Origin of the sequence: Sneathiella limimaris, assembly GCF_012932565.1 — a bacterium.
GTDB classification, from domain to species: domain Bacteria; phylum Pseudomonadota; class Alphaproteobacteria; order Sneathiellales; family Sneathiellaceae; genus Sneathiella; species Sneathiella limimaris.
In genome coordinates this window covers 140472-162997 of sequence record NZ_JABBYJ010000001.1, presented here as the reverse complement: position 1 = coordinate 162997, position 22526 = coordinate 140472, and the positions used below count along the sequence as shown (strand labels likewise).

Below are 22526 nucleotides of genomic sequence, written 5' to 3'. Positions count from 1 at the left end.
ATGGGAAGCTAAGTTTTGGTAGGGGTAACTTCATTACTTGCGGCGTTGTTTTCGCTCTATTCAATATTTGTTCGTCCGGGTTTTGCGCTGGGTGTTGTAATCATTTCAATGCTTGTTTGGCCAGAATATCTTAGGATGCCTGTTGGTGTTGTCCAGATGTCAATACCCCGGGTGATTGCTTTTATTTTAATTGTAAAGCTTCTTTTCAATGGTAGAGGGAAAAAAATCACTCTTAATCGAGTTGATCTCTCAATTTTTATTTGTTGGGTATGGGTGATTGCGGCTAGTTTTATAGGTGGGGCTGATAGTGGAGAAATAAGTCGTCAAATCGGACGTGGATTAGATACAGTACTTATCTACATGGCGACTAGGTTAGCTATTAAAGACACGCGTGATATTGCGGGACTTTTTATTCCTTGTGCATTCCTTGCCTTGTTCATGGGAGTTATGGGAGTTGTCGAAGCGGTGACGTTTTACTCTCCATATCAAAAATTAGAAGTTTACCGGGCATGGGTTTGGTTTGACAAACCGCCGGAGTATCGTTTGGGGTTGTTGCGCGCAAAGGCAAGTACAGAAGTTCATATTTACTTTGGTCTGAGTATGGCTATGTTGACGGGTATCTTATGGTCTGTACGAGGCTATGCAAAATCAAAAAGCTTGTTAATTGTGTCTGTGATATCAGGCGCGTTGGGAACTTTCTCCTCAATGTCCAGTGGACCTTGGATCGCATTTCTTGCTTTCCTGGGATTTAATGCGTTTGCGTTCAAAACGTCACTGATAAAACCACTAATTTGGTTCATAATCTTTGTGTGTATTGGGGTGGAGTTAGCCTCGAATAGACATTTTTATAGTTTGGTCGGGTATATCGCATTGAGTGCTGGAACTGCTTGGTATCGAGTGCGCTTGATGGAAATTGCATTTGATAACTTGGATGAGTTTTGGCTGTATGGTGTCGCTGGAAATTGGCCGCATCATTGGGGAGCACTCTTGGATGGTAGAGGCCACATAGATGTTGTAAATCACTTTCTAATCATGGGGCTCTATGGTGGGATTTTAGCAATGTTTTTATACATATACTCTCACTATGCAGCCATAAAAATGTCCGTCAAATTTTGGAAGCGCTCAAATGTTATATCTGACAGAAAAGCAATTTTCACTCTGGTTTCATTACTGTTGGGTATCGATGTTGCCTCTATGTCTGTTGGATTGTTTGGCCCTCCGTTAATGCTCTCATTTGTTGTTCTGGGCTTAATTGTTAGTGTTTCAACATTTCCATCGCAAGACCTGAAAGCGAAGAGCAAAAAAAATAGAGCCTCTAATCGCCCTTTGAGCTCTTAAAACTATTATGGAAAGTCGGAAATTTATAAAAAGTGGACTTATTCTCTCCGCGGGAAGTCTTATTGGCGCATGCTCTGCGTTTGGTCGAAATGTTTTAATTGCTCGATATTTATCAGTAGAAAATTATGGAATCGCCACAACATTTGCAATAGTAATGACGCTGGTCGAAGCAACTAGTAACATTGCTATTGATAGATTTATTGTTCAATCCAAGTACGGGAACAATTTAGAGACACAAAAGGTATGCCACTTTATTGAATTTATTCGCGGGCTACTGGGTGCCGTCTTCTTATTTCTATCCTCTGGATGGATCGCCGCATTGTTTAATCTTCAAGATTTGGTGTGGGCTTATCAGATGATATCCGTTGTTCCTTTTATTAGAGGTTTGCTTCATCTAGATGTTATTCGATTTCAGAGAGAACAAAATTTTGTTCCAACGGTATTCTTGGAGAATTTGCCACAAGTAATATCCCTGGTAGCTGTGCCAGTTTTTGCATTGTTTCTGGATGACTATATGCTGATGATTGGCGTTATTCTTTCGCAAGTCTTTTCAACGGTAATTATTTCACATCTGTTTGCCATGAGAAATTATCGTTTGGGATGGGGTTACACGGATTTCAGGGCAGCAATGAGGTTTGGATGGCCGCTAATTCTGAATGGAATGCTGCTTTTTGGAGTCCTTCAGGCAGACAGAACTATCGTTGGCTCATTTTATTCAATAGAAGAGCTGGGATGGTTTGGAGCTGCGTTTGCCTTAAGCTTGTTTCCGGCAAGTATTTTGAGCCGAGTAGCGCAAACTTTTTTACTGCCTAAGCTCGCAGCTGTACAAGAAAATGATGGCAGTTTCTCATTCCTATCCGAAGTTTGTATTAGTGCTTGCATTCTTTTGGGGTCGTCTTTGTCAATGGGGCTAATCGTTGGGGGAGGGGCTGTTTTGACACTTTTTTATGGTCCCGAATACGCATTGGCAAATCAAGTGATTGCTTGGCTGGCTTTGATGCAAGGCATTAGGGTGGCAAAGGCTGGAACTGTAATTGTTGCTATTGGTAAAGGAAAAACTAAGATTCCAATGTATGGTAATATGTTGAGAATTCTTATGATTCCATTTGGGGTCTATTTTGCTTGGGTAGGGGCAGACATCGTTGATGTGGTTTTATGTGGTGTTTTAGGTGAATATCTTGCGTTTGCGGGAATGCTGATTTTGATGCGGAGGCATACACCGAGCTTTGGAAAATTATTCTTCCGGTTTAATTTTGTTTTTGGAGCGAACCTAGCACTGACTTTTATGGGGTTGAATGGCTTCTTCCCGGGTGCTGAGCTTCAGCAGATAATTTGGGCATTTCTAGTTACCTTCGCGGTTAATTTAATTTTTTTATTATGTATGCCTGATTTTTTTCGCTGGCTAAAAGAATCGCTTAAGACTTAAGGAAAATGGGGGGAGATATTGAAAAACAATTTAGTGAATAGGGCTGCTTGTCTAGAGAAAAGGTCTAAAAGTCGTTGGTCAGGATTACTTGTCAAGTTATACCGTATCCCTCGGCTTCGGAGTATGATCGTTTCTGCATGTTGTCGTTTAGAAGGCGGGACTATTTTCTCAAAGACACTCAGACAAATATTATCCAAATATCATGGTGTGGTGGTTGGTTTCTATAGCTATGGACCATGTATGAAACCAGGAGAATTGCCAAAAGGTACTGAAGTTGGAGCGTACACTTCAATTGGCGATGGATTGAAAGTGTTCAGAAGAAATCACCCTACAGATACTTTATCGCAGCATCCACTGTTTTATAATGCAGAGCTAGGAATACTTGATGAAGACTCTATAGAAATCAATGAAATGAATCCGCTGAGTATTGGAAATGATGTGTGGATAGGTAGTAGCGTAATCATACTTGCGACGTGTAAGTCAATTGGAGATGGGGCAATAGTCGCTGCCGGATCTATCGTAACAAAAGATGTTGCTCCATATTCTATTGTGGCTGGAATTCCTGCAAAATGTGTTCGCAAAAGATATTCGGAAGATTTAATCCATAAAATTAAACAAAGTTCCTGGTGGGATTCAAGTGTCGTGGAAATCTATCAAAGTGGTGTGAATCCATTTAAACCCCTATCAATAGATGACCTATCCTATTTCATAAATAATAGAAAATTATCGAATTCAAATGGTAAATAAGTTAAATAGGAAACTAAGTGTTTCCGGAATTAGATCTATTGAAGATGTGGTTGAAAAGCATTTGTGCACTGGGTGTGGAGCCTGCGAATATGCGGAGCCTAAACGCTATGAAATGCGGGAGACCCTTGAGCATTGTAATAGACCATTTCTGCGAGATAAACCCGCAGTAGAGACTGGTAGAGGGCTTGCGGCTTGCCCAGGCTTTTTTCTAGAACATGAAGAAACACATAGTAATGAAAACTTGTTGAAAGAGTTATTTCCGGCCTGGGGTCCTGTTATAGCTGTTTACGAAGGGTATTCGCTGGATGAAGAGATCAGATTCAAGAGTTCCAGTGGAGGAGCAGCAACGGCTTTGTCCTTGTTTGCACTTCAAAATAATGAAGTTGAGGGTGTTCTACATGTCGGCCCTGTTGAAAACGCTCCTTATTTAAATGAAACCAAATATAGTACGGATAGAGCCGGCCTCATAAAAAACTCTGGTTCTAGATATGCTCCATCTAGCCCTTGTGATGGGCTTGGTGAATTGGTTGCCAGGCAGAAAAAATCAGTTTTTGTTGGGAAGCCGTGTGATGTTGCTGCTGTTCATAAGCTAAAAAGAACAGATACTAGTTTGGATAGTAAGCTTGAAGTTACAATCAGCTTCTTTTGCGCAGGGACTCCGTCAACAAAGGGTGTTACCAAGTTATTGAATAGGGAAAAGGTTAATCCTCTTAGTTCTTTAAGCTCGTTGAAATATCGCGGATTTGGTTGGCCTGGTTTGTGGGTAGCAGACTTTCGAGATAAAAAGGGTGCTTTAAACTCTGCATCATTGACCTATAAAGAATCATGGGGCTTTCTACAAAAATATAGGCAATGGCGTTGCTATATTTGCCCTGATCATACAGGTGAATTTGCAGATATCTCAGTTGGTGACCCTTGGTATCGTGAGCCAACAGAAGGAGAAATAGGTAAATCCCTTATTGTTGTTAGGACTGAGAAAGGTAAACGGTTCTTGGAAGCGGCTGTAGCAGAGGGTTTTATATATTTAGAAAACTCAGATGCTAGCTTGCTCCCGAGATCTCAGCCTAACTTAATTAAGGCGCGGGGCATGCTGTGGGGCAGATTATTGGCCTTGAGGCTTGCGGGGGCTAGTGTGCCAAAGTATAAAGGCTTCGGAATGGCAAGGTATTGGCTTAGAGAATTGACTTTTAGAGAGAGGTTGAGCTCTATTCTTGGAACCATTAAGCGAGTCTATGCTAAGGGGTTACGGAAACGTTTGCGGATTGAGCAATTGTGAATTTTGTACCCATCGAATCTTATCCAATGTCACAATCTGTCATTTGAAAAACGGAAGTTAATTCTTCAAGTTGTATTTCATTTTTGTAATTTTCGCTAAATAAATAGCAAATTGGCAGATTACGATGAGTAATATACCCAAATTTAAGAAAAGAGAAAAAACGATTATTTTCTGACGCTACTGATTTTATATAAATTCCGTCAAAGTTTTCATAGAATTTTTTAGCGATGAATTTTAAATATTTAAAACAATGTCCCGAATGATCAATTTTGCCGTTGTAGAAATACTCAGAGACCAAGATCAGGTTGAGGTATTGCAGGGGATAGTTGACTAATGCAAAATGGTAAGTTCCTTTTTCGCCATTGTGCTTAAAAAAGCGACGTGATTTGCTCTCTAAAGAAGATTTTGAGGTGCTCAATCGGTTCAACAAGTAGTGTTCGGAAGAACAATTCAGCCTAGTAAAATCTTTCGTTTCATTTACGTATTCAGTTAAGGATATTTCTTGGGTTGAAAGTCTGTTTTCATTATCTCGCTTCTTTTTAAGAAAAATGATTTCGCTAGGTTTCCGATCAGTTAGTTTTCTGATTATCAGTCTTAAGAGCTTCGGAAATATTAAAAGTTTGCTATTCGGAAAATCTGTGAAAGCGAATCCTAATTTTCGGTATCCCGGACCGGATCTATCGTTAGGCGTACCATATATCAACGCAATGTCTCTGTTTTCAAAGGCGATTTCAACTGCCTTTTTAACTAGTTTTGTAAATAAGCCTTTCCTTTGATGGTTAGGCGAAGTGTTTGTTCCGCCAATTTCGTATGCTAAAATCTCTTTGTTTCCTGAGCAGACTGATCTGCCGGTGAGAAAGCAAGTTGCAGCAATTTCATTGTCAGTATGAGCAAATATTGCATACCCTCCAGAAGTGTTATTAGGAAACCAGAAATCTTCTCCCACTGGCTCCTTAAAAAAGGCAGGTGATTGGCTATTTGTCATTCGGGTTAAGAAGTCATTGTACTCTTGTACTTCTTTGTAAGTAAAATATGAAATATCATACATTGTCTTAAGCCATTTATTGATGTGCAGGATGGTTTTTCTAGTGTAACAGAATTATATTACCAGAACATTTAGTAGTTATTAATTCTAATGTTTGAGGCGATGGGAGTGCTAAGTTAAGCTGGCACTAGAGCGTGGTTCTATTCAATAGTAAGGTATCAAATGATTTGGATACTCACATTAGTTGGTTTGACGGGGTTTACTTTATTATTGTGGATTGGGGTTCCTCAAGTTGCTAAGTTAATTGCGATTAAACGGTTGGGGAACATTTGTCGTGAACATGGATTTTTGTGTTTAACCTATGATGATGGGCCTTCAGAGGCGCTAACAATCAAGTTATTAAAAGTTTTAGAAGAAAAAAATGCCAAAGCGACTTTCTATCTGCTGGGTGAAAAAATTGAACGTGATAATATAATACTTGGGATGATAGCAAGTTCCGGGCACGAGGTCGGAACCCATTCATTTCAACATTTGAATGCTTGGACTAACTTGCCTCAAAAAGTTTTTAATGATTTAAGGCGTGGAATAGATACTATTTTGGGTGAGGGGTTAGAGTTGAGGTTGATACGCCCACCGTATGGCAAAATTAACTTGCTTACCCTTATTTATATTTGGAGCAAGAAATTAAAAATTGGATGGTGGACACATGACTCTACGGACACTTGGGAAAATCCAGTTCCAGTGGAAGCGATCGTTACTAGTCTAGCTTCTAATAATGGAGGGGTTGTATTAATGCATGATTTTGACCGAGTTCATAATAATGAGATGAATGAATATGTGATATCTTTGACAAAAAAGTTGATTGAGCTATCTGAGCGGAACAATCTTAAAATTGTTACTCAAAGTGAAATACTCGGTAAAATGGAATGGTAAAAATTTTCGCTGTATCTTCAGCTGGAGGGCATTGGATTCAATTGCGGAGAATGCGGCCTGCTTGGGATGAAAATTGTGATGTTAGTTACATTACTACAAAGCGTGAGTATGAAGAAGAGACGAAGATGGAAGGCAATAATGCACAATTTTATTGCCTAATATCTGCTAATCGTTGGCAAAAGTTCCGCTTAATTCTTCAGCTAGTTAGTATTACATATTTAATTATTCTAAAGAGGCCTGATGTTATAATCTCTACGGGGGCTGCGTTGGGATATTTTGCTATACGAATAGGTAAATTGTTAGGTGCAAGAACAATCTGGGTCGATAGCATTGCTAATGCAGATGAGCTCTCCTTATCAGGTCAGAAAGTTGCCAAATATGCTGATTTATGGTTAACGCAATGGGAGCATTTGGCTGGGGACAAGGGCCAAGGCCCAGTCTTTAAGGGAGCGGTAATTTGATATTTGTAACAGTAGGTCATGAAATGGGATTTAATCGATTGATCCAAGCTGTGGATGAATTTGCTGCGAAGAACAGCCATGAAGATATTTTTGCTCAAATTGGTCAAATCACAAGCTCTACTTATGTCCCTAAGAACATAAAATATGAAGAGTTTATTAGTCCATCTACTTACAACGAATTGTTCCATTCCTCAAAACTGATCGTTTCTCATGCTGGGATGGGATCCATCATTACTGCGTTGCAGCTTCAGAAGCCTATAGTTGTAATGCCAAGATATGGACGACTGAAGGAGACAAGGAATGATCATCAGATAGCTACTGCCAACAGGTTTCAGGGGAGGCGTGGCCTCTATGTGGCGACAGATGAGACTGACTTGGCTATTATTATAAACAAAGCTCTTGGGCAACTAGGTAGTGTAAAACAGGATCCTGCACTACAGTATGCGAATAAAGAACTAATAAGGGCGCTGAAGAATTTCATATTTGAAAGTTATAGATAATTAGTTGTCTAAGAAATTTTGTGCCCATAGTTCAATAGTGAGCATTTGATATATCTTAGCAGAGTTATCTTCCCAACCCGCATTGTGTGACTTGATAATTTTATCAACCTCGTTTGAATTGAACCAGCCGCGGGAATTGATTCTATCTTTAGAGAGTAGATCATTCACCATTTCCGATAATTCGTTTGATAGCCATCTGCGAGTAGGTAAGGCAAAATTTGACTTAGGACGGTAAATTATTTCTTTTGGTAAATAGCGTTCGGCCATCTTCTTCAAAATAGATTTAGACGAATTATTCTGAAACTTATAGCTGCTATTAATTTGCATCGCCGCTTCTACAAAGTTCTTGTCAATAAACGGCACACGGACTTCCATTGAATTGGCCATTGAGCTTCTATCAGTATATGTCAAATTCAAGCCAGACATGAAAAGCTTTATATCGGTTTGGCACAAGTTGTTAATGAAATCTGCTTGGTAAAGAGAGTCCATAACCTCATTATGAAATATTGAGAGGGATTCCAACTGTTCTTTTTTGAAATTGGGCATAAGAACCGCCAACTCAGATGCAGTGTATTGACTATAACTTCTTAAGTATGCGTCGTTGTTTGGTAATTCGGCAAATGTTAAGAATTTTTTAGCCCATCGACTTGATCTGATTCCGTGTGAACCCAATTTCACAGGAGCGGCACTGACGATTGGTTTAATGATTGCTCTTAAGGCTTTTGGAAGATCCTTGTATTTTTGAGCATAAGCTAGAGCTTTTTGTCTTCTGTACCCGAAAAAAATTTCATCTGAACCCATTCCAGACAGCAGAACTTTTAGTCCTTCATCATGTGCGGTTTTACAAATAAGATGTGAGTTTAGAGCTGCAGGGTCACCGATTGGCTCATCGAGATTATATACCACCTGAGGCAATAATGAAACAATATCAGGGTCTGCGACAATGGATTCGTGATTGAAGCCCATTTTTTCTGCTAACAACTCGGCATAGTACTGGTCGTCAGCCATCTTTTCTATTTTTTTGTCTTTTTCAGACATCCCAATAGTGAAAGTTCTTAGATACCCTGTTTTTTGCGCTGCGGCGACACTGATGAGGGAGGAATCCAATCCACCGCTCAAAAAACTCCCGACTTCAACATCTGCTACTAGATGTCTCTCAATGCTTTTCTCAAATTCAGTAGCTAAATATTCAATGGCATCTGGCTCGTTAAGCTCTTTAATGTTGTGGTTCGTTTTGTCTTCTAGCTGCCAATATGCAGTAATATTAACCATTCCAGTTTGATTAATGGTTGCATAGTGACCAGGCATTAATCTGTGAACTTCCTCAAAAATACAATAAGCATCTGGTAGCCACAAAAGCTGCATTGAAGCTGCTAGAGCTTGATTGCTGAGATTGAAATTTTGACCAACGAGTTTCTTTAGTGTCTTTAATTCTGAGGAAAACGCGAACCTCTCGTTATTTCTAGTAAAATAAAGAGGTTTTATTCCAAAGTGATCTCGTGCAAGAAAAAGGGTTTTGCTGTCACTATCGTAAATCGCTACCGCAAACATACCAATTAGGAATGAAAGACAATTTATCCCGTAAATGGCGAATAGTTCTAGTATTACTTCAGTATCTGAGTTGGTTTTAAAAGATGTTCCGTGATCTTTCTGAAGTTGTGATTTTAATTCTTTATAGTTATATATTTCCCCGTTGAATGCAATTACTAAATTTCGTTTCAACATGGGTTGGTTTGAGCGGTCGTCCAGATCGATTATTGAAAGCCTTTGGTGTGAAATGCTAAGAAAGTCGTTTGACCAAATCCCGTTGGCGTCAGGGCCTCGTGATTTTTGGATTTCATTTGCAGCTGTCGCTAACTCTCTATGATTGTCGTAGTTTAAAAAACCAGAGATGCCACACATATTTATTTCCAATACTCAATAGGGTTGATAAAAGTTTTGCCACTTATTAGAAACTTTAGCATCAGCTTTGCTCTATAAAAGCGACACCATACTAAAGTTGGTATGGCTTTGAGACGATTAATTTTTTTGGGTATTCTGTTGCTGAGTAGAGCTTTTGGGATATGTAGAAAGCCGGATGCTGCTGTTGCTATAGTCAATATTGTCCACTTAAAGTAAAAGTATTGTTTAGTTCTGACTTGATTGTAATTCATGGCTGTTTGCCGGCCCCATTTTTCTTTCAACTCTTGAAGAGTTGTTCTGGCTGGATGATGAACAATACAATATGCATTAAAATGAAAACTTGCTCCATGAGACAGTGCTCTCTTGCACCAATCAGTGTCTTCCGCAATTCCTGATCGGAAGGGGCCAATAGTTTCAAACAGGCTACGACTAGTCCAAAGATTGCCCGTGGCTCCATCTCCGTTTCGAGCACATTTCTCTTGATCCATTAAAAATATTTGCTCAAAAGCCTCAATACTGGATGGAGAGTTATTATTTCTAGCATCAATAATAACTTCACCAAGAACTACAGCCGTATCTCCAAGCCTTTTAATAAATTCTAAGCCGATTGATACAAAATTTTTGTCTAACCAGCAGTCACAATCAGTAAAGGCTAGGTACTTTCCAATAGCAATTGATACGCCTTTATTTCTGGCGGGCCCTGCACCTCGTTCTGTTTCTTTTACAATTTTTATGTCAAATTTGAATGGGGTCGTATCCAATTTGAAATGCGGGGAGTTGTTATCACAAACAATAACTTCAAAATCCTCAAAATACGAATCAGACAAGTGGCCAATCGATTCTAAACAATTTAATAGGCCCTCCAGATCATTATAGTGGGGAATAATTATGCTTAGTAACTTTTTCATATCGTCTTGTAGTTGTTATTTCTTTAGATTCATAATTCAAGCGCCAATGTACCTTCTCTTGACTGGCCGATTTGTTACTTTTAAGTTCCTATATTTATTAGAATAAGTATTATCTTTTACTATTTCATTAAGATTTATTTGAAAGTTTCGATGCATAAAATATGAATAAGGTCTAGTATTTTTGAATTTTCACTCTAGTCCACATTAATTTACTCGGCAATAATACTTTATTTCGGCGTTGTATTAATAATTTTGTATCTGAACTAATTATAAAAAACTTTAAAAAGTTTAAAAAAATAAGAATGAAGAAGTTTAGTTGAATTTGTAAATCTTAATAGTGTGTTTAGAACTTTTATTATAGGAATGCGGTTGGTAGGGGTCGATGATAACTTATATCCATGTTAAACTCATAGGTTGAGTTGCGCGCATTTTTAAGTCGAAAATATTGAGGCGGGGAATTAATGAAAATAGTAAAACTCAGACGGGCATTGTCCAGATTCTTTGTTACCGTAACATTCAGTGGGATTTTACTAGGGTTTGCAGCATGCGACTCTCCTGAGGAAAAGGCACAAGCCTATTATCAAAATGCGATACAACTTTTCGAAGAAGAGAACTTTGAAAAAGCAGATCTTGAGTTCCGTAATGCTTTGCAATTAGACCCGAACATTGCCGATGCTTGGTATTATCTGGCTCTTTTAGAAGAAAAGAGCGGTAAAATTCGCCAATATGCTGGTGATTTGATGAAGGCAGTGGAAATTGATCCCAATCATGTTGGGGCTCAAATTCGGCTCGGGAAGATTATGTTGTTCTCTGGCCGTCCAGAAGAAGCTCGCGAAAAATCAGAGCTGGTTCTTCGCTTGGCTCCAGAAAATGCCGACGTTTGGGCGTTAAAAGCTTCTGTGCACTTACAGGCGCAACAACCCACAGAGGCACTGGAGGCTGCTAAGAAAGCATTGCAGCTGGAAGCTGGGCATGTAGAGGGTAGCTTGGTTGTCGCAGTTCAGCAGATTGGCGATAAAGAATTTGCGAGTGCATTAGCAACAATCGAAGATAGTCAGAAGGTTCATCCTGAAAGTGTTCCACTTCTTCTAACGAAGATGCGGGTTTATCAGTTGCAAAAAAACAGTGATGGTATTGAAAAGACTTTTCGGGAGTTGATAAGGGTTGACCCTGACAATCGGCAGTTCAGAACAAACCTAACACGCTTTTATCTTGCGCAAGGAAACAAAGACAAAGCTGAGGCCGAAATACGGTCAATTGCTGAAGCTAACCCTGAAGACACAAATGCTAAGCTAGATGTGGTTCGGTATCTTCAGTCTGTTTCAGGTATTGAAGTTGCAAAAGCTGAATTGAGAAAGATTATTCAGGAAGAGCCAAATGAGTATATCTATCAACTTGCTCTCTCAGAAATGCAACTTGTCGAAGGTGAAATAGAAGCTGCGAAAGCGACGTTGCAGGGTGTGATAAGCGCTGCTGGAACTGAAGAACAGGGCCTTACTGCCCGCATGAAAATGGCTGAGCTTCTCCTTCGCGAAGGAAATGGTGACGAAGTTGCCCGTCTGATTGAGGAGACATTGACAGCTGATAGCCTGAACTTGCAGGCTTTGACTATGCGCGCTGCGATGTCATTGGATCAAGGAAAAGTTGAAGAAGCGATTACGGATCTTCGTTCCGCGTTGAAAGACCAACCTGAAGATGCGCGTGCAACATTGCTTTTGGCCCGGGCGCATGAAATGAATGGTGCTGTGGAATTGGCTGATGATCGCTTTAATGCGGCCCTCAAAATGGCTAAAGGAGGCTCTCAAGCGACATTGCAATATGCGCAATTCCAGGTTCGTCGGGAAAATTACGAACGTGCTACTGAAATTCTGCAGAATGGTTTAAGCAGGGCGCCAAAGGATCGAAATCTCCTTACAACACTGGCGCAGGTTTATTTGCTGCAAAAGAATTGGGAGGGTGCTCGTAGCGTTGCTAAGCAAATTGAAGCTATTGATAAAGACAGTGTGGTTTCATCACAAATTCTTGGGCGTTCTTATGCAGGGCAAAATGATCTGGAGAAAAGTCTTGAGGCCTTCCAGCAAGCTCATGAGAGTGTGCCGCAAGGTGTAAATACTATGGTCGCTATGACGCGACTTTATATGGCTCAAGGCAAGCCCGACGAGGCGATTGAGTTCTTACAGGGTGTTGTGAAAGGTACCCCTGACAACTATGCAGCAAGGTTGCTGCTAGCGCAGGTATATCTTACGCAGGATCGTGAAGAAGATGCTTTGAAGATTTACGCTAATGTGATCAAGGAGAAACCAGACTATCCATCTGCGTACTACACACTGTTTACCTATAATATGCGTAAAAAAGACTTTGAAGGTGCTCAGGCAGCTTTGGATCAAGGGTTAGGCGCCTTACCAAACAGTTATATGCTGCAGATGGCCCAGGCAGGGTTATATGAAACGCAGCAAAAGTTTAAAGATGCGATCGGGGTCTATCAGAAAATTTTGGAACGGAATCCAAACGTTGATATCGTCGCCAATAATCTGGCGAGTTTGATGTCAACTGTGTATGACGATGAAGCAAATTTGAGAAAAGCTTATACATACGCAAAACGGTTCCGGAGCTCCACGGTTCCTCACTTTCAGGATACGCTCGGTTGGATTCATTATAAATTGGGTGAGTATGAAATTGCTGTGGATTTGTTAGAAAAAGCAGTTGAAAAAATGCCTCAGTTTGGAACTCTAAGATATCATCTTGGAATGGCTTATCTGGCTCAGAAGAACACCACAGACGCTAAAACTGAGTTTGAAGCAGCAGTAGAGGCCGGCTCTAAACAGTCTTATGCTGAACTGGAAGACGCTAAAAAGCAACTTGAGACCCTTAAAAAACCTTAATTAGGGCTTGAGTAGTCGTTATTTGTTAAGGGATCACCTATATTGTATCAGGTGGTCCCTTCTTTATGGGCATAAGCAAATGGTTGGTTCAAATGTATGAAGAGTTTTACGGGCTGCATCACAAGCCTTTTTCTATACAACCGGATCCAGATTTTATCTACTGGGGCCGGACCCATTCTCTTGCTTATGCAATGCTTGAATATGGTGTCATGAACCATGCCGGTTTTACAGTCATTACGGGCGAAATTGGTTGCGGGAAGACGACCTTAATTCGGCATCTCCTGAACAGGCTCGAAGAAGATTATACGGTTGGTCTTGTCTCCAATATTCAAGGAGGAAATCTTCTGGAATGGGTTTTGTCGGCCTTTGATCAACCCTACGATAATCCGTCCCAAGTGGCTTTGCATGATCAGCTGCAAGCGTTTTTGATAGATCAATATTCCCAAGGTCGCCGGACAATTTTGATTGTTGATGAAGCTCAAAATTTGGGACCCAAATTACTTGAGCAGCTCAGACTGTTGTCGAACATCAATGCAGATAATGATCAGCTCTTGCAATTAATTTTGGTGGGGCAGCCACAGCTCAAGGATTTGCTTCAGTCGCCTGAATTGACGCAATTTGCGCAGCGCGTAGCTTCTGATTTTCATCTGGTTTCTTTGTCTAAAGATGATGTGAAGGAGTATATCCGCCACCGATTAGAAATCGCCGGCCGGCACGAAGATTTGTTTACAGATCTGGCCTGCGAGCGTGTCTTTGAAGCGAGTCGGGGTGTCCCTCGTATCATCAATATTCTATGTGATACCTGTTTGGTGTATGGGTTTGCTCAAATGGCGGATCGAATTGATAGCGCTATTGTTGATGAGGTTATTCAGGATAAGAAAGACCACGGTGTCTTCAAATTGGGTGAAGAGAATGACTTAACACCTATGCCTCAAACCCAAAGTACCAAAGCCAGCGTCGAGAAGCTTGATGAGGACGATGAACCAGCCTTGATTATTCGAGATAAAGAGTTGGCTCGTTTGCTTTTGGAGAAACTGCAAAGCTAGCCATTTGGAGATTTTATGTTTCGAATTTTACTCGTACTTACTAGCTGTTTTTCTTTGTATCAATTGCATCCTGAGGCGTTCGCGAAAGAATATTTTATAAATCCAGAACCGGGCCTTGAGAATAATAGTCAAGTAAGCAATAAGCATACCTTTCAAACGATTAGGGCATTACTGAGGTCGGGCAAGTTGTCTGCAGGAGATACAGTAATTCTTTACCCAGGTTACTACGGAAGTTTGGAATTGAAAAATCTCAATATGTCTTCTGAAACAGTATTCAAATCACTAATAAAACATAAGGCGATTTTTTCTCAAGTATACATAAATCGATCATCGCACATTACACTAAGTGGAATTATGATTAATTCTGATGGCATTGATTATTTTAAAAATATGAATTTGCTCATGATTGAAAAAAAATCTTCTAATATCTCAATCGAAAACTCTCTAATTCAGTCAGCTGAAGATACAACGGGCTGGAGTAAGAACCAGTGGAATCAAAATCTTAAGTCGGGAATTTTTTCGTTTGCAGAGAATGTGAACTTTGAACTAAATCATATTAGGAATGTTAACTTTGGAATTTCTACGTTAGGCAAATACTCACGAGTGTATGGAAACACCATTGAAGACTTCGCTGGTGATGGTATGCGTGGATTGGGGGATAATTCTGTCTTTGAGAAAAATATCGTAAAGAACTGTCACTCAGTGAATGACAATCATGATGATGGCTTCCAATCATGGAGTACTAATGAAAAAGGGCGACCTGGCGCGGGGGCTGTTAGGAATGTGAAGCTCTTTAAAAATTTAATAATTGCTAATACTTCTGATGAAAACAGGCCTTATTGTACTATGCAGGGAATCGGGCTTTTTGGTAAGACATTTATAGACTGGGAAATCAAAAATAATGTTATTGTTGTAGACCATTGGCATGGCATTACTGTTCAGGGAGGTAAAAATGTTAGGATTTTGAATAATACCGTTTTTGATCCAAATGGCCTCAAGCCTGGCCCCGCTTGGATCAGGTTAACAAACTCCGTTGAGCTATCACCTCCATACGGTAATCTAGTGGCAAATAATTTGTCGACAGCATATAACATCCCTGAGAAGACTATTTTGAGAACGTCAAACCAGTTATTGAGAAATCCAAACATCTTATTCATGGACCCTAAAAATAATGATTTTCGTTTGAAGTCTGGAAGTCGCGCAATCGACGCGGGGATGGATGGTTTAGGTGTGACGGAAGATTTTGATGGAAATCCGCGACCGTCTGGTATGAAAACGGATGTTGGTGCGTTCGAATTTCAAGAATAGTTTTAGAAGGTCTTGCGGATAGATATAGTGAAGGCATTTTCCACTATATCGCCAGTGGTATCATTATCCTTGGAGAGAAGATCATAAGACGCGGTTCCGGTTAAGCCATTTCCAAACTCATAAGAGTAGCTTGTACCAAAATTATAGCTTGTCTCTTCAGAGGCTACCGTTTCACCGTCGATTATATCAGAAACCCTGGCGTTGAGGTTCAAGCGAGCGCGTTTAGTCAACTGACGAGAAAAGCGACCATTCACACCCAAAATAGCCTCACTGCCATCCGTTGCTAATATTTCTCGTTCTATAAAATTACCTGCTAGGCGGTAGGCACTTTTCCCGCGAGAGCCATTCCAAGCAAATTGGAATGTTTTTGATTTTGTTACATCATCAATGTATCGCGTGCTGTTGAAATTTGGGCGAATAAGATCTCCTTGTTCGTCCAGAATGTCGGTGCTGGCTAGGCTATTGTCCGCAGAATTCACAGAAACCGTATAGGTCGCTGTAAAACTATCCTGACTTGTTGGTCGGTATTCGACATTCATGTCATAGACAACATCGTCAAACCGATGACCAACCTGAAAGCTTGCATCGGTTCTTGAATTTGGATGAAAGCGGACGCCAGCCCCGCCAAAAACACCTTCTAAATCGTCTTCGTCACTGATCGAGTTGATATCAAAGGCGTCGTAGCCGATAGTACCGAGAATGGAGAACATCCGGTTGATTGGTATTTCGCCGTTCACCGTTACAGAACCGTGTTCGAATTCATCGCCCACATCAGATTCGGAGAATTGGTATCGGTTGTTCACGCTCCAACGGAAAGTGTCAAAACGAACTCCACTCGCGAGATTAAGTTGAAATTCGTTGGTTTTTTGGTTTGAGGGGTCCGTCGAACTCTCTCCTACGTTCGGCTTGAAAAACCGAGTTTCGGTGTAGCCGTATTTCGCAGTTGTAATGACCCAATCTTGATAGTTGTAAATATAGTAGGGGCTTATACTGGCATTCAATACTTGCGTGCGATCATCGGATTGAGTTCTGTCTGTCGCTGTTGTTGGGCCAGTGGCACCCAGTGTTTCTTCAGTAAAAGTGACCCGGCCATCCAGGAATAGATGGTCGTCCAGGATTTCCAGTGTCCCGTTACCAACGACATTTTGCCGGTAGCCATCTAGTTCATGATACTTGGCGTAGTAGTCTTGAGAAACAGAATATGAAAAGTCGAAGTCGCTCCGATTTGACGTGCGCGATGTATTAAAGCCCAAATCGATACTGGTGATGAAATCGCTTTTCTCGTCCGAAGTTGAGCTGAACACATTGTCTGTAAATTGCTCGCTAACGCCCACATATGGGGTGAATTCCCAGATTTCTTCCGCGATCGCAGCAGGTGCGACAAGGCAGGAACACGCCAAAGCGGAAGCAGCAAAAGAAAGGATGCTGCGCTTCCGCTTTTTCAGTTGATATGTCCAAGTATATTCGAACGGCAATGCACTATTCCACTACTAGAGAATGGTTCAAATCGAATTTAAGCCAGACCTAGAACCAGCTTTCAGGAATAATGATTATATCACCAGGCACTAGAGGAACATTGGCTGAAACGTCTCCATCCAGCAACAAATCCCCGAGCCGGACACGATATGTTTTCTTCTCACCGTTTTCATACCGAACTATGATGGATCGGTTGCCCGCTGCAAATTCAGTGATTCCGCCAACTGCAATCATCGCATCAAGAACAGTCATCTTGTCATTAAATGAAATGGCCATCGGCTGAACAGCTTGTCCGACGATACGAACTTGCTGGCTGTAAGGCCCTGCGAATTTGGTGACTGATACGGTTACAACTGGGTCCACAATATATTCTGTCAATTTTGCAGAGATATCTTTTGCCAGTTGTGTCGCTGTTTTTTCAGCGGCCTGAATGTCGCCAATCAAAGGTGTCGAAACCTTTCCATCTGGGCGAACTGGAACAGTCACAGAAAGATCAGGGTTTTGCCAGACAAATACACTCAGCTCATCATGAGCACCAATGATGTATTCTGGAGCATTTTTAAGAGATGTTGGAGCTTCCCCCGAAATATCTGGATTCGATGCACACGCCGCCAGTGTTGTCATTAGGCCTACAACTGCAAGACGCGTCCAAAAGCCAAGTACAGATAATATTTTCACATAAGCCTCCCGCCGGCTGGCATGCCAACATTTTTGAGCCGTATTAAATCTATGTTCACTATCGTTGGACTATAACCGTATTTCAAGCATCAATAAAAGTAGTGGTTTGCTTTTTTTGACCAATAATTGGCGAATTCGTGGTGATTTCGCAACGTTTGCCACAGTTATGCCATTTCTATTTGAAAATAGAGGCATAGATTCAGTTCTTGGTCTTAAAATTCAAATACAAATCAGGTAGTGCGGTGAGACGGCTGTGAAGGAAAAAGGAATAGTCCTCCTGAAAGAGACACTGGCAAAGTGTCGTCGGGTATTTATTGTCATAGCCATTTTTGGGTTGTGCATAAATTTGCTGATGCTTACGGCCCCCCTTTACATGATGCAGGTATTTGATCGGGTTATTTCCAGTCAGAATACCGACACCTTGATAATGCTAATGCTGATCGCCATTGGTGCACTTTTAACGATGGCAGCTCTTGAAGCTGTCAGAACTTATGTAATGGTGCGCCTAAGTGGTTGGCTAGATCGTCGTCTAGGGGGCGTTGCTCTCACCGCAAGCATATACGCGACCCTAAAACAGGGTGAGGATGCTAACGTTCAGGGGCTGCGGGATTTGGCAACCTTCAGGTCATTTTTAACAGGTGCAGGGATATTCCCCATACTTGATGCACCTTTTGCACCATTGTTCATGCTGTTAATGTTTTTACTGCATCCAATATTGGGTGGGATAGCCTTAGCAGGGGCGGGGATGCTGTTCTCCCTCGCACTTTTGAACGAAATTATCACGCGTCGATCTTTGGCACAGGCAAGCCACAGCAGTATTGAGGCAATGGGGCAGGCGGAAGCCGCCTCACGAAATGCTGATGTCATCGAAGCTATGGGAATGCTGCCTAATCTTCTGGCTAAATGGAACACGACCAATTCTAAGGCTCTGGAGATGCAGGCGAGAGCGAGTGATTTGGGTGGATTGGTTACATCCGCATCTAAGTTTCTCCGAATGGTTTTGCAAATTGGCGTGTCGAGTGCAGGTGCCTGGCTGGTTATACAGGGGGAAATGACAGCAGGTTCAATGATTGCTGGCTCTATGATAATGGGCAGAGCGCTTGCCCCAGTTGAGCAAGCAATTGGAACCTGGAAAGGTTTTGTCGGGGCCCGCTCGGCTTACGCAAGACTAAAGGCTAAAATCAGCAATACGGAACTTGATCCAAAGACAATGCCGCTTCCCAGACCTAAGGGAAATATCGATGTTGAAAATGTAAGTTATGTTCATCCTGGTCATTCCGAGCCGGTACTTCGCAACGTCAGTTTCAAAATCAAGGCAGGTGAAATCGTTGGACTTATTGGACCGACAGCTGCGGGAAAATCGACCCTTGCCAGAATAATTGTTGGAAATCTGAGTCCCCGAACTGGTCAGGCTCGTCTCGATAATATGGACGTTTCAGAATGGCCTGCGCGTGACCGTGGCCAGTATGTTGGGTATCTTCCGCAAGATGTTGAATTGTTTGCCGGGACGATTAAAGAAAATATTTCCCGTATGGCCGAAGGTGATCCAGATTCTGTTGTGGAAGCTGCAAAGAAAGCAGGCGTTCACGAAATGATTCTGCGTATGGAAAAGGGGTATGAAACAGAAATTGGCGACGGCGGAATGGCTCTTTCTGGTGGTCAACGGCAACGAATAGCGCTTGCCCGTGCCATATATGGAAACCCTTGCTTGCTGGTATTGGACGAGCCAAACGCTAATCTGGATAGTGAAGGTGAAACAGCTTTGATGGAGGCAATGGATGCATTGTCAGGAGAGGGAATGACCATCATTGTTGTTGCGCATCGGCCAAATGTTTTGCGTTATGCGGATAAAATCGTCGTTCTTCGAAATGGAATGGTAGATGATTTTGGGTATCGGGATGAAATTCTCGAAAAATTACAGGGCCCTAAGCATCTTGGTGTCGCTGGTCCAGGTCGATTTACGGCCGAGGAAGCAGACGCAAATCTGGAGCTTGAAGGCAGTGAAAAGAAAACAAGTCAAGTTGCAAGGTTACCTGCTGCATCAGCTGCAAATTCTGCCGATGCGGCTAAGAAGGCTGCTGCTTCCAGAATGTCTCGTCTTCAATCAATTAAGCAACGAAATGCAGATCGAGCTCGTAAAAGAGCTTCGCAAAACGGTGCAGCATCGCCGAGAAACCCTAATGTGCAATCAATTGCACAAACTGCCGGTAAAGAAGAAGTGACCGCAGTCGAGATAAGCCCGGAAGTAAAGACTGAAATTTTATCTCTAGCCGGACGGGAGCTCAGTGAAGCAGAAGTTGAAGAGATTTTTCAGCTCTATGCCGCCGGAGATAAAGCAAATATGCTGCGCAAGCTAAAAGGTGTGGGCACCTAAAGTTGTCATTAGAGTAGGAACACCAAAGACATGAGTGGGCAACAAACTGCATCGGATGCGATTGGAATTTCCAAGCCTGTATGGGTTGGCATTTTTATTGTGTTGGCCTTTTTTGGTGGATTTGGGGGATGGGCGGCTCTCGCACCCCTCGGAAGTGCTGCAATTGCAAGCGGTGTGGTTAGTGTCGAAGGCAGCCGGAAGACAATTCAGCACTTGGAAGGCGGTATCGTTAGCAAAATTTTGGTGAAAGACGGTCAAGTTGTTGAAGAGGGTGAAACCCTTGTGGAGCTGGACCAGACACAAGCGCAGGCGTCACTGCAACTCGTTTACGGAAGGAAAATGGTTTCTTTGGCGGAAAAAGCGCGCTTCGAAGCAGAAAGAGATAATGTTTCGGCTATCGCATTTCCGGAGTGGTTGCTATCACGCCAGGATGATCCAAATGTAGTCAAGGCGATGGAGAGCCAGCAGAATATTTTCCAGGCTCGCCGATTGGCTAGAGAGGGCCAAATCACAATTTTGAGACAAAAAATTGCGCAAATGACCGAGGAAATTCGGGGCCTTGAAAATCAGATAGCGTCAACAAATCAACAGATAAAACTTATTGGCTTGGAGCTGAAGGATGTTGAGACCTTAGTTCGTAAGAAACTTGCGAAAATGACCCGCTTGCGAGCTTTACAGCGACAGGCTGCCGAGCTGACCGGTGCGAGAAGCCAAAGTGTCGCTCGAATAGCACAGACAAAGCAGGCTATCGGTGAGATTGAACTTCAAATTAATGAACTGCAAAATGCAGTGTTAAACGAAGCTGTTGAAGGATTGAAAACCGTTCAGGCGCAACTTTTTGATCTTGAAGAACAGGAGAAATCGTCTCTTGATATCTTGCGTCGCACAGACATTAAAGCCCCTACAAAAGGCGTCATTGTGAACATGGCCGTTCATACAGCCGGGGGTGTCATTAGCAGTGGTGAAGCCTTAATGGAAATTGTTCCGGTGAACCAGAAGTTGATCGTCGAAGCAAAAGTCAATCCGACCGATATTGATGTCGTAAATATCGGCGCGAAAGCCCGAATTACTTTTCCCGCCTTTAGCCAGCGAGAAGTCTCACCTGCAGAGGGGACAGTTGTTAATGTTTCCGCTGACAGCCTGACAAATGATCGTACGGGTGAGACATACTACCAAACACAGGTCCAAATCGATAACCTGGAGGTTGCAAATCTGCAAATTGATCAGTTGCGTCCAGGGATGCAGGCTGACGTAATGATTTCAACTGGAGAACGGACCGCCCTCCAGTATATCATGAAACCAATTTTATCGAGCTTTAGACGGGCGATGACAGAGCAGTAGGCGGCAAGGGGGATGTGCTAATGGAATATCAAGTCGTATATGCAGTTATCTGCAATGCTAAGAAAACCGACTTTGCTGATTGGGCTCTGACGAGTATGCATGCGTTGAGGCACTTAAAACATAAATATCGGATTTTTCTTTGTGTAGATTGCAAAACAATTGAAGCCTTGCGTTCAATAAATCATCAAATTTTGGATATTCCAAACGTCATATTATCAATTGCCTCATTTAATGGAACGGAAAGGGAGAGGAGCAGGTGGTTAAAAGCAAACTTGCGGTTAATGGTCGAAGGAGACTTTGTATATTTGGATAGCGATACACTTCCGATAAATGATTTGTCAGAACTTTATGAGCATAAGTTTGAATTTGCCGCTGTAAACATTATCGATTCCTCACCTGAAACTGAGGGCTGGTTGGAAAAAAGTATTTGTGATTTAGAGTGGGTACTCTCTCCTACTGAATATTTTAACGCAGGGGTATTTTTTATAAGGGATACAAAAACCACTCGTGCTTTTTCTCAGCTTTGGTGCGAGAAGTGGCTAAAATGGAGGACTTACGATAAATCAGGAGTAAATGCTGATCAACCTTCTTTTAATTCTGCGTTATATGAAAGTGGGGTTTCTACATTATCTATTAGCAATCGGTTCAATCTCTTTATGAAACATCCAAATGTTAGAACCGATGATCCTGTTATATTCCATTTTCCGCAGAGTTTTCGTCCCATGAAAAGATCTTCTTTATTATCAATTCTAGCAAAAGAATTAAAAGAAACCGACGAGTTCAACCTATCCTTATTTAAAAATGCACAGATAACAGGTGATCCTTGGGTTTCGTCTTTCCTTGTAGTCTGGGTAGAGTATTTACTGAGTGGGTTTAATAACAAATTCATGCAAACGTTTCGTAAGATTGTGGACCAGAGAAATAGGAAAAATTATGTTAGATAAG

Annotated in this window: 18 protein-coding genes; 13 read left to right on the top strand and 5 right to left on the bottom strand. The window is 41.7% G+C overall.

Features of this window, described 5'->3' with window-relative positions; all coding sequences use genetic code 11:
* The first annotated feature begins 15 nt into the window (after positions 1-15).
* The 4 genes from HH301_RS00780 (at position 16) to HH301_RS00765 (ending at position 4787) form a co-directional block, all read left to right on the top strand.
* Entirely contained in the window at positions 16-1338 is a 1323-nt protein-coding gene (locus tag HH301_RS00780) for a hypothetical protein (RefSeq protein ID WP_169566131.1), read from the top strand.
* 7 nt (positions 1339-1345) lie between these two features.
* Positions 1346-2764 (top strand): oligosaccharide flippase family protein, encoded by a 1419-nt coding sequence (locus tag HH301_RS00775; protein WP_169566130.1) that lies wholly within the window; start codon positions 1346-1348, stop codon positions 2762-2764.
* A gap of 123 nt (positions 2765-2887) precedes the next feature.
* Positions 2888-3511, top strand: coding sequence for a CatB-related O-acetyltransferase (locus HH301_RS00770; protein WP_169566129.1), 624 nt, complete (start codon positions 2888-2890; stop codon positions 3509-3511).
* Positions 3501-4787 (top strand): Coenzyme F420 hydrogenase/dehydrogenase, beta subunit C-terminal domain, encoded by a 1287-nt coding sequence (locus HH301_RS00765; RefSeq protein WP_169566128.1) that lies wholly within the window; start codon positions 3501-3503, stop codon positions 4785-4787. Before HH301_RS00770 ends, HH301_RS00765 begins: the two co-directional genes overlap by 11 nt.
* Before the next feature lie 19 nt (positions 4788-4806).
* On the opposite strand, the gene HH301_RS00760 is transcribed toward HH301_RS00765, so the two are convergent.
* On the bottom strand, positions 4807-5835 hold the full coding sequence (locus HH301_RS00760) for a GNAT family N-acetyltransferase (RefSeq protein ID WP_169566127.1): 1029 nt from the start codon (positions 5833-5835) through the stop codon (positions 4807-4809).
* Between the two features lie 159 nt (positions 5836-5994).
* On the opposite strand from HH301_RS00760, the gene HH301_RS00755 reads away from it, so the two are divergent.
* The 3 genes from HH301_RS00755 to HH301_RS00745 are packed head-to-tail and all read left to right on the top strand — an operon-like array spanning position 5995 to position 7666.
* Entirely contained in the window at positions 5995-6705 is a 711-nt protein-coding gene (locus tag HH301_RS00755; protein WP_169566126.1) for a polysaccharide deacetylase family protein, read from the top strand.
* Complete coding sequence (locus tag HH301_RS00750; protein WP_169566125.1) at positions 6699-7166, top strand: glycosyltransferase family protein; 468 nt, start codon at positions 6699-6701, stop codon at positions 7164-7166. The genes HH301_RS00755 and HH301_RS00750 overlap by 7 nt, the downstream gene beginning before the upstream one ends.
* Positions 7163-7666, top strand: coding sequence for a glycosyltransferase (locus tag HH301_RS00745; protein WP_169566124.1), 504 nt, complete (start codon positions 7163-7165; stop codon positions 7664-7666). Before HH301_RS00750 ends, HH301_RS00745 begins: the two co-directional genes overlap by 4 nt.
* Here HH301_RS00745 and asnB read toward each other — a convergent pair whose 3' ends face one another.
* A complete protein-coding gene (asnB, locus tag HH301_RS00740; RefSeq protein ID WP_169566123.1) occupies positions 7667-9568 on the bottom strand; it encodes an asparagine synthase (glutamine-hydrolyzing) in 1902 nt (633 codons plus the stop codon).
* Positions 9569-9570: 2 nt separating this feature from the next.
* Positions 9571-10476 carry a glycosyltransferase family 2 protein gene (locus tag HH301_RS00735; protein ID WP_169566122.1) on the bottom strand — a complete coding sequence of 302 codons (906 nt, stop codon included), beginning with the start codon at positions 10474-10476 and terminating at the stop codon, positions 9571-9573.
* A 461-nt stretch (positions 10477-10937) separates the two neighbouring features.
* Between HH301_RS00735 and HH301_RS00730 the strand changes: the two genes are divergently transcribed.
* From HH301_RS00730 to HH301_RS00720, 3 genes are all read left to right on the top strand, one after another.
* Complete coding sequence (locus HH301_RS00730) at positions 10938-13358, top strand: tetratricopeptide repeat protein (protein WP_169566121.1); 2421 nt, start codon at positions 10938-10940, stop codon at positions 13356-13358.
* A gap of 65 nt (positions 13359-13423) precedes the next feature.
* Complete coding sequence (locus HH301_RS00725; protein WP_206378109.1) at positions 13424-14404, top strand: ExeA family protein; 981 nt, start codon at positions 13424-13426, stop codon at positions 14402-14404.
* A 15-nt stretch (positions 14405-14419) separates the two neighbouring features.
* Positions 14420-15712, top strand: a complete 1293-nt coding sequence (locus tag HH301_RS00720; RefSeq protein WP_169566120.1) for a choice-of-anchor Q domain-containing protein — start codon at positions 14420-14422, stop codon at positions 15710-15712.
* A gap of 2 nt (positions 15713-15714) precedes the next feature.
* On the opposite strand, the gene HH301_RS00715 is transcribed toward HH301_RS00720, so the two are convergent.
* Positions 15715-17187: a TIGR03016 family PEP-CTERM system-associated outer membrane protein gene (locus tag HH301_RS00715; RefSeq protein ID WP_169566119.1), complete on the bottom strand. Its 1473-nt coding sequence runs from the start codon at positions 17185-17187 to the stop codon at positions 15715-15717.
* 49 nt (positions 17188-17236) lie between these two features.
* Positions 17237-17812, bottom strand: coding sequence for an XrtA/PEP-CTERM system exopolysaccharide export protein (locus HH301_RS00710; RefSeq protein ID WP_169569445.1), 576 nt, complete (start codon positions 17810-17812; stop codon positions 17237-17239).
* Between the two features lie 307 nt (positions 17813-18119).
* Here HH301_RS00710 and HH301_RS00705 point away from each other — a divergent pair, with 307 nt between their 5' ends.
* From HH301_RS00705 to HH301_RS00695, 3 genes are read left to right on the top strand one after another with little or no spacing between them, the layout of a single operon-like run.
* Entirely contained in the window at positions 18120-20240 is a 2121-nt protein-coding gene (locus HH301_RS00705) for a type I secretion system permease/ATPase (protein WP_169566118.1), read from the top strand.
* Between the two features lie 30 nt (positions 20241-20270).
* A complete protein-coding gene (locus tag HH301_RS00700) occupies positions 20271-21581 on the top strand; it encodes an HlyD family type I secretion periplasmic adaptor subunit (protein ID WP_169566117.1) in 1311 nt (436 codons plus the stop codon).
* Between the two features lie 20 nt (positions 21582-21601).
* Entirely contained in the window at positions 21602-22525 is a 924-nt protein-coding gene (locus HH301_RS00695) for a glycosyltransferase (protein ID WP_169566116.1), read from the top strand.
* Position 22526: the final 1 nt, after the last annotated feature.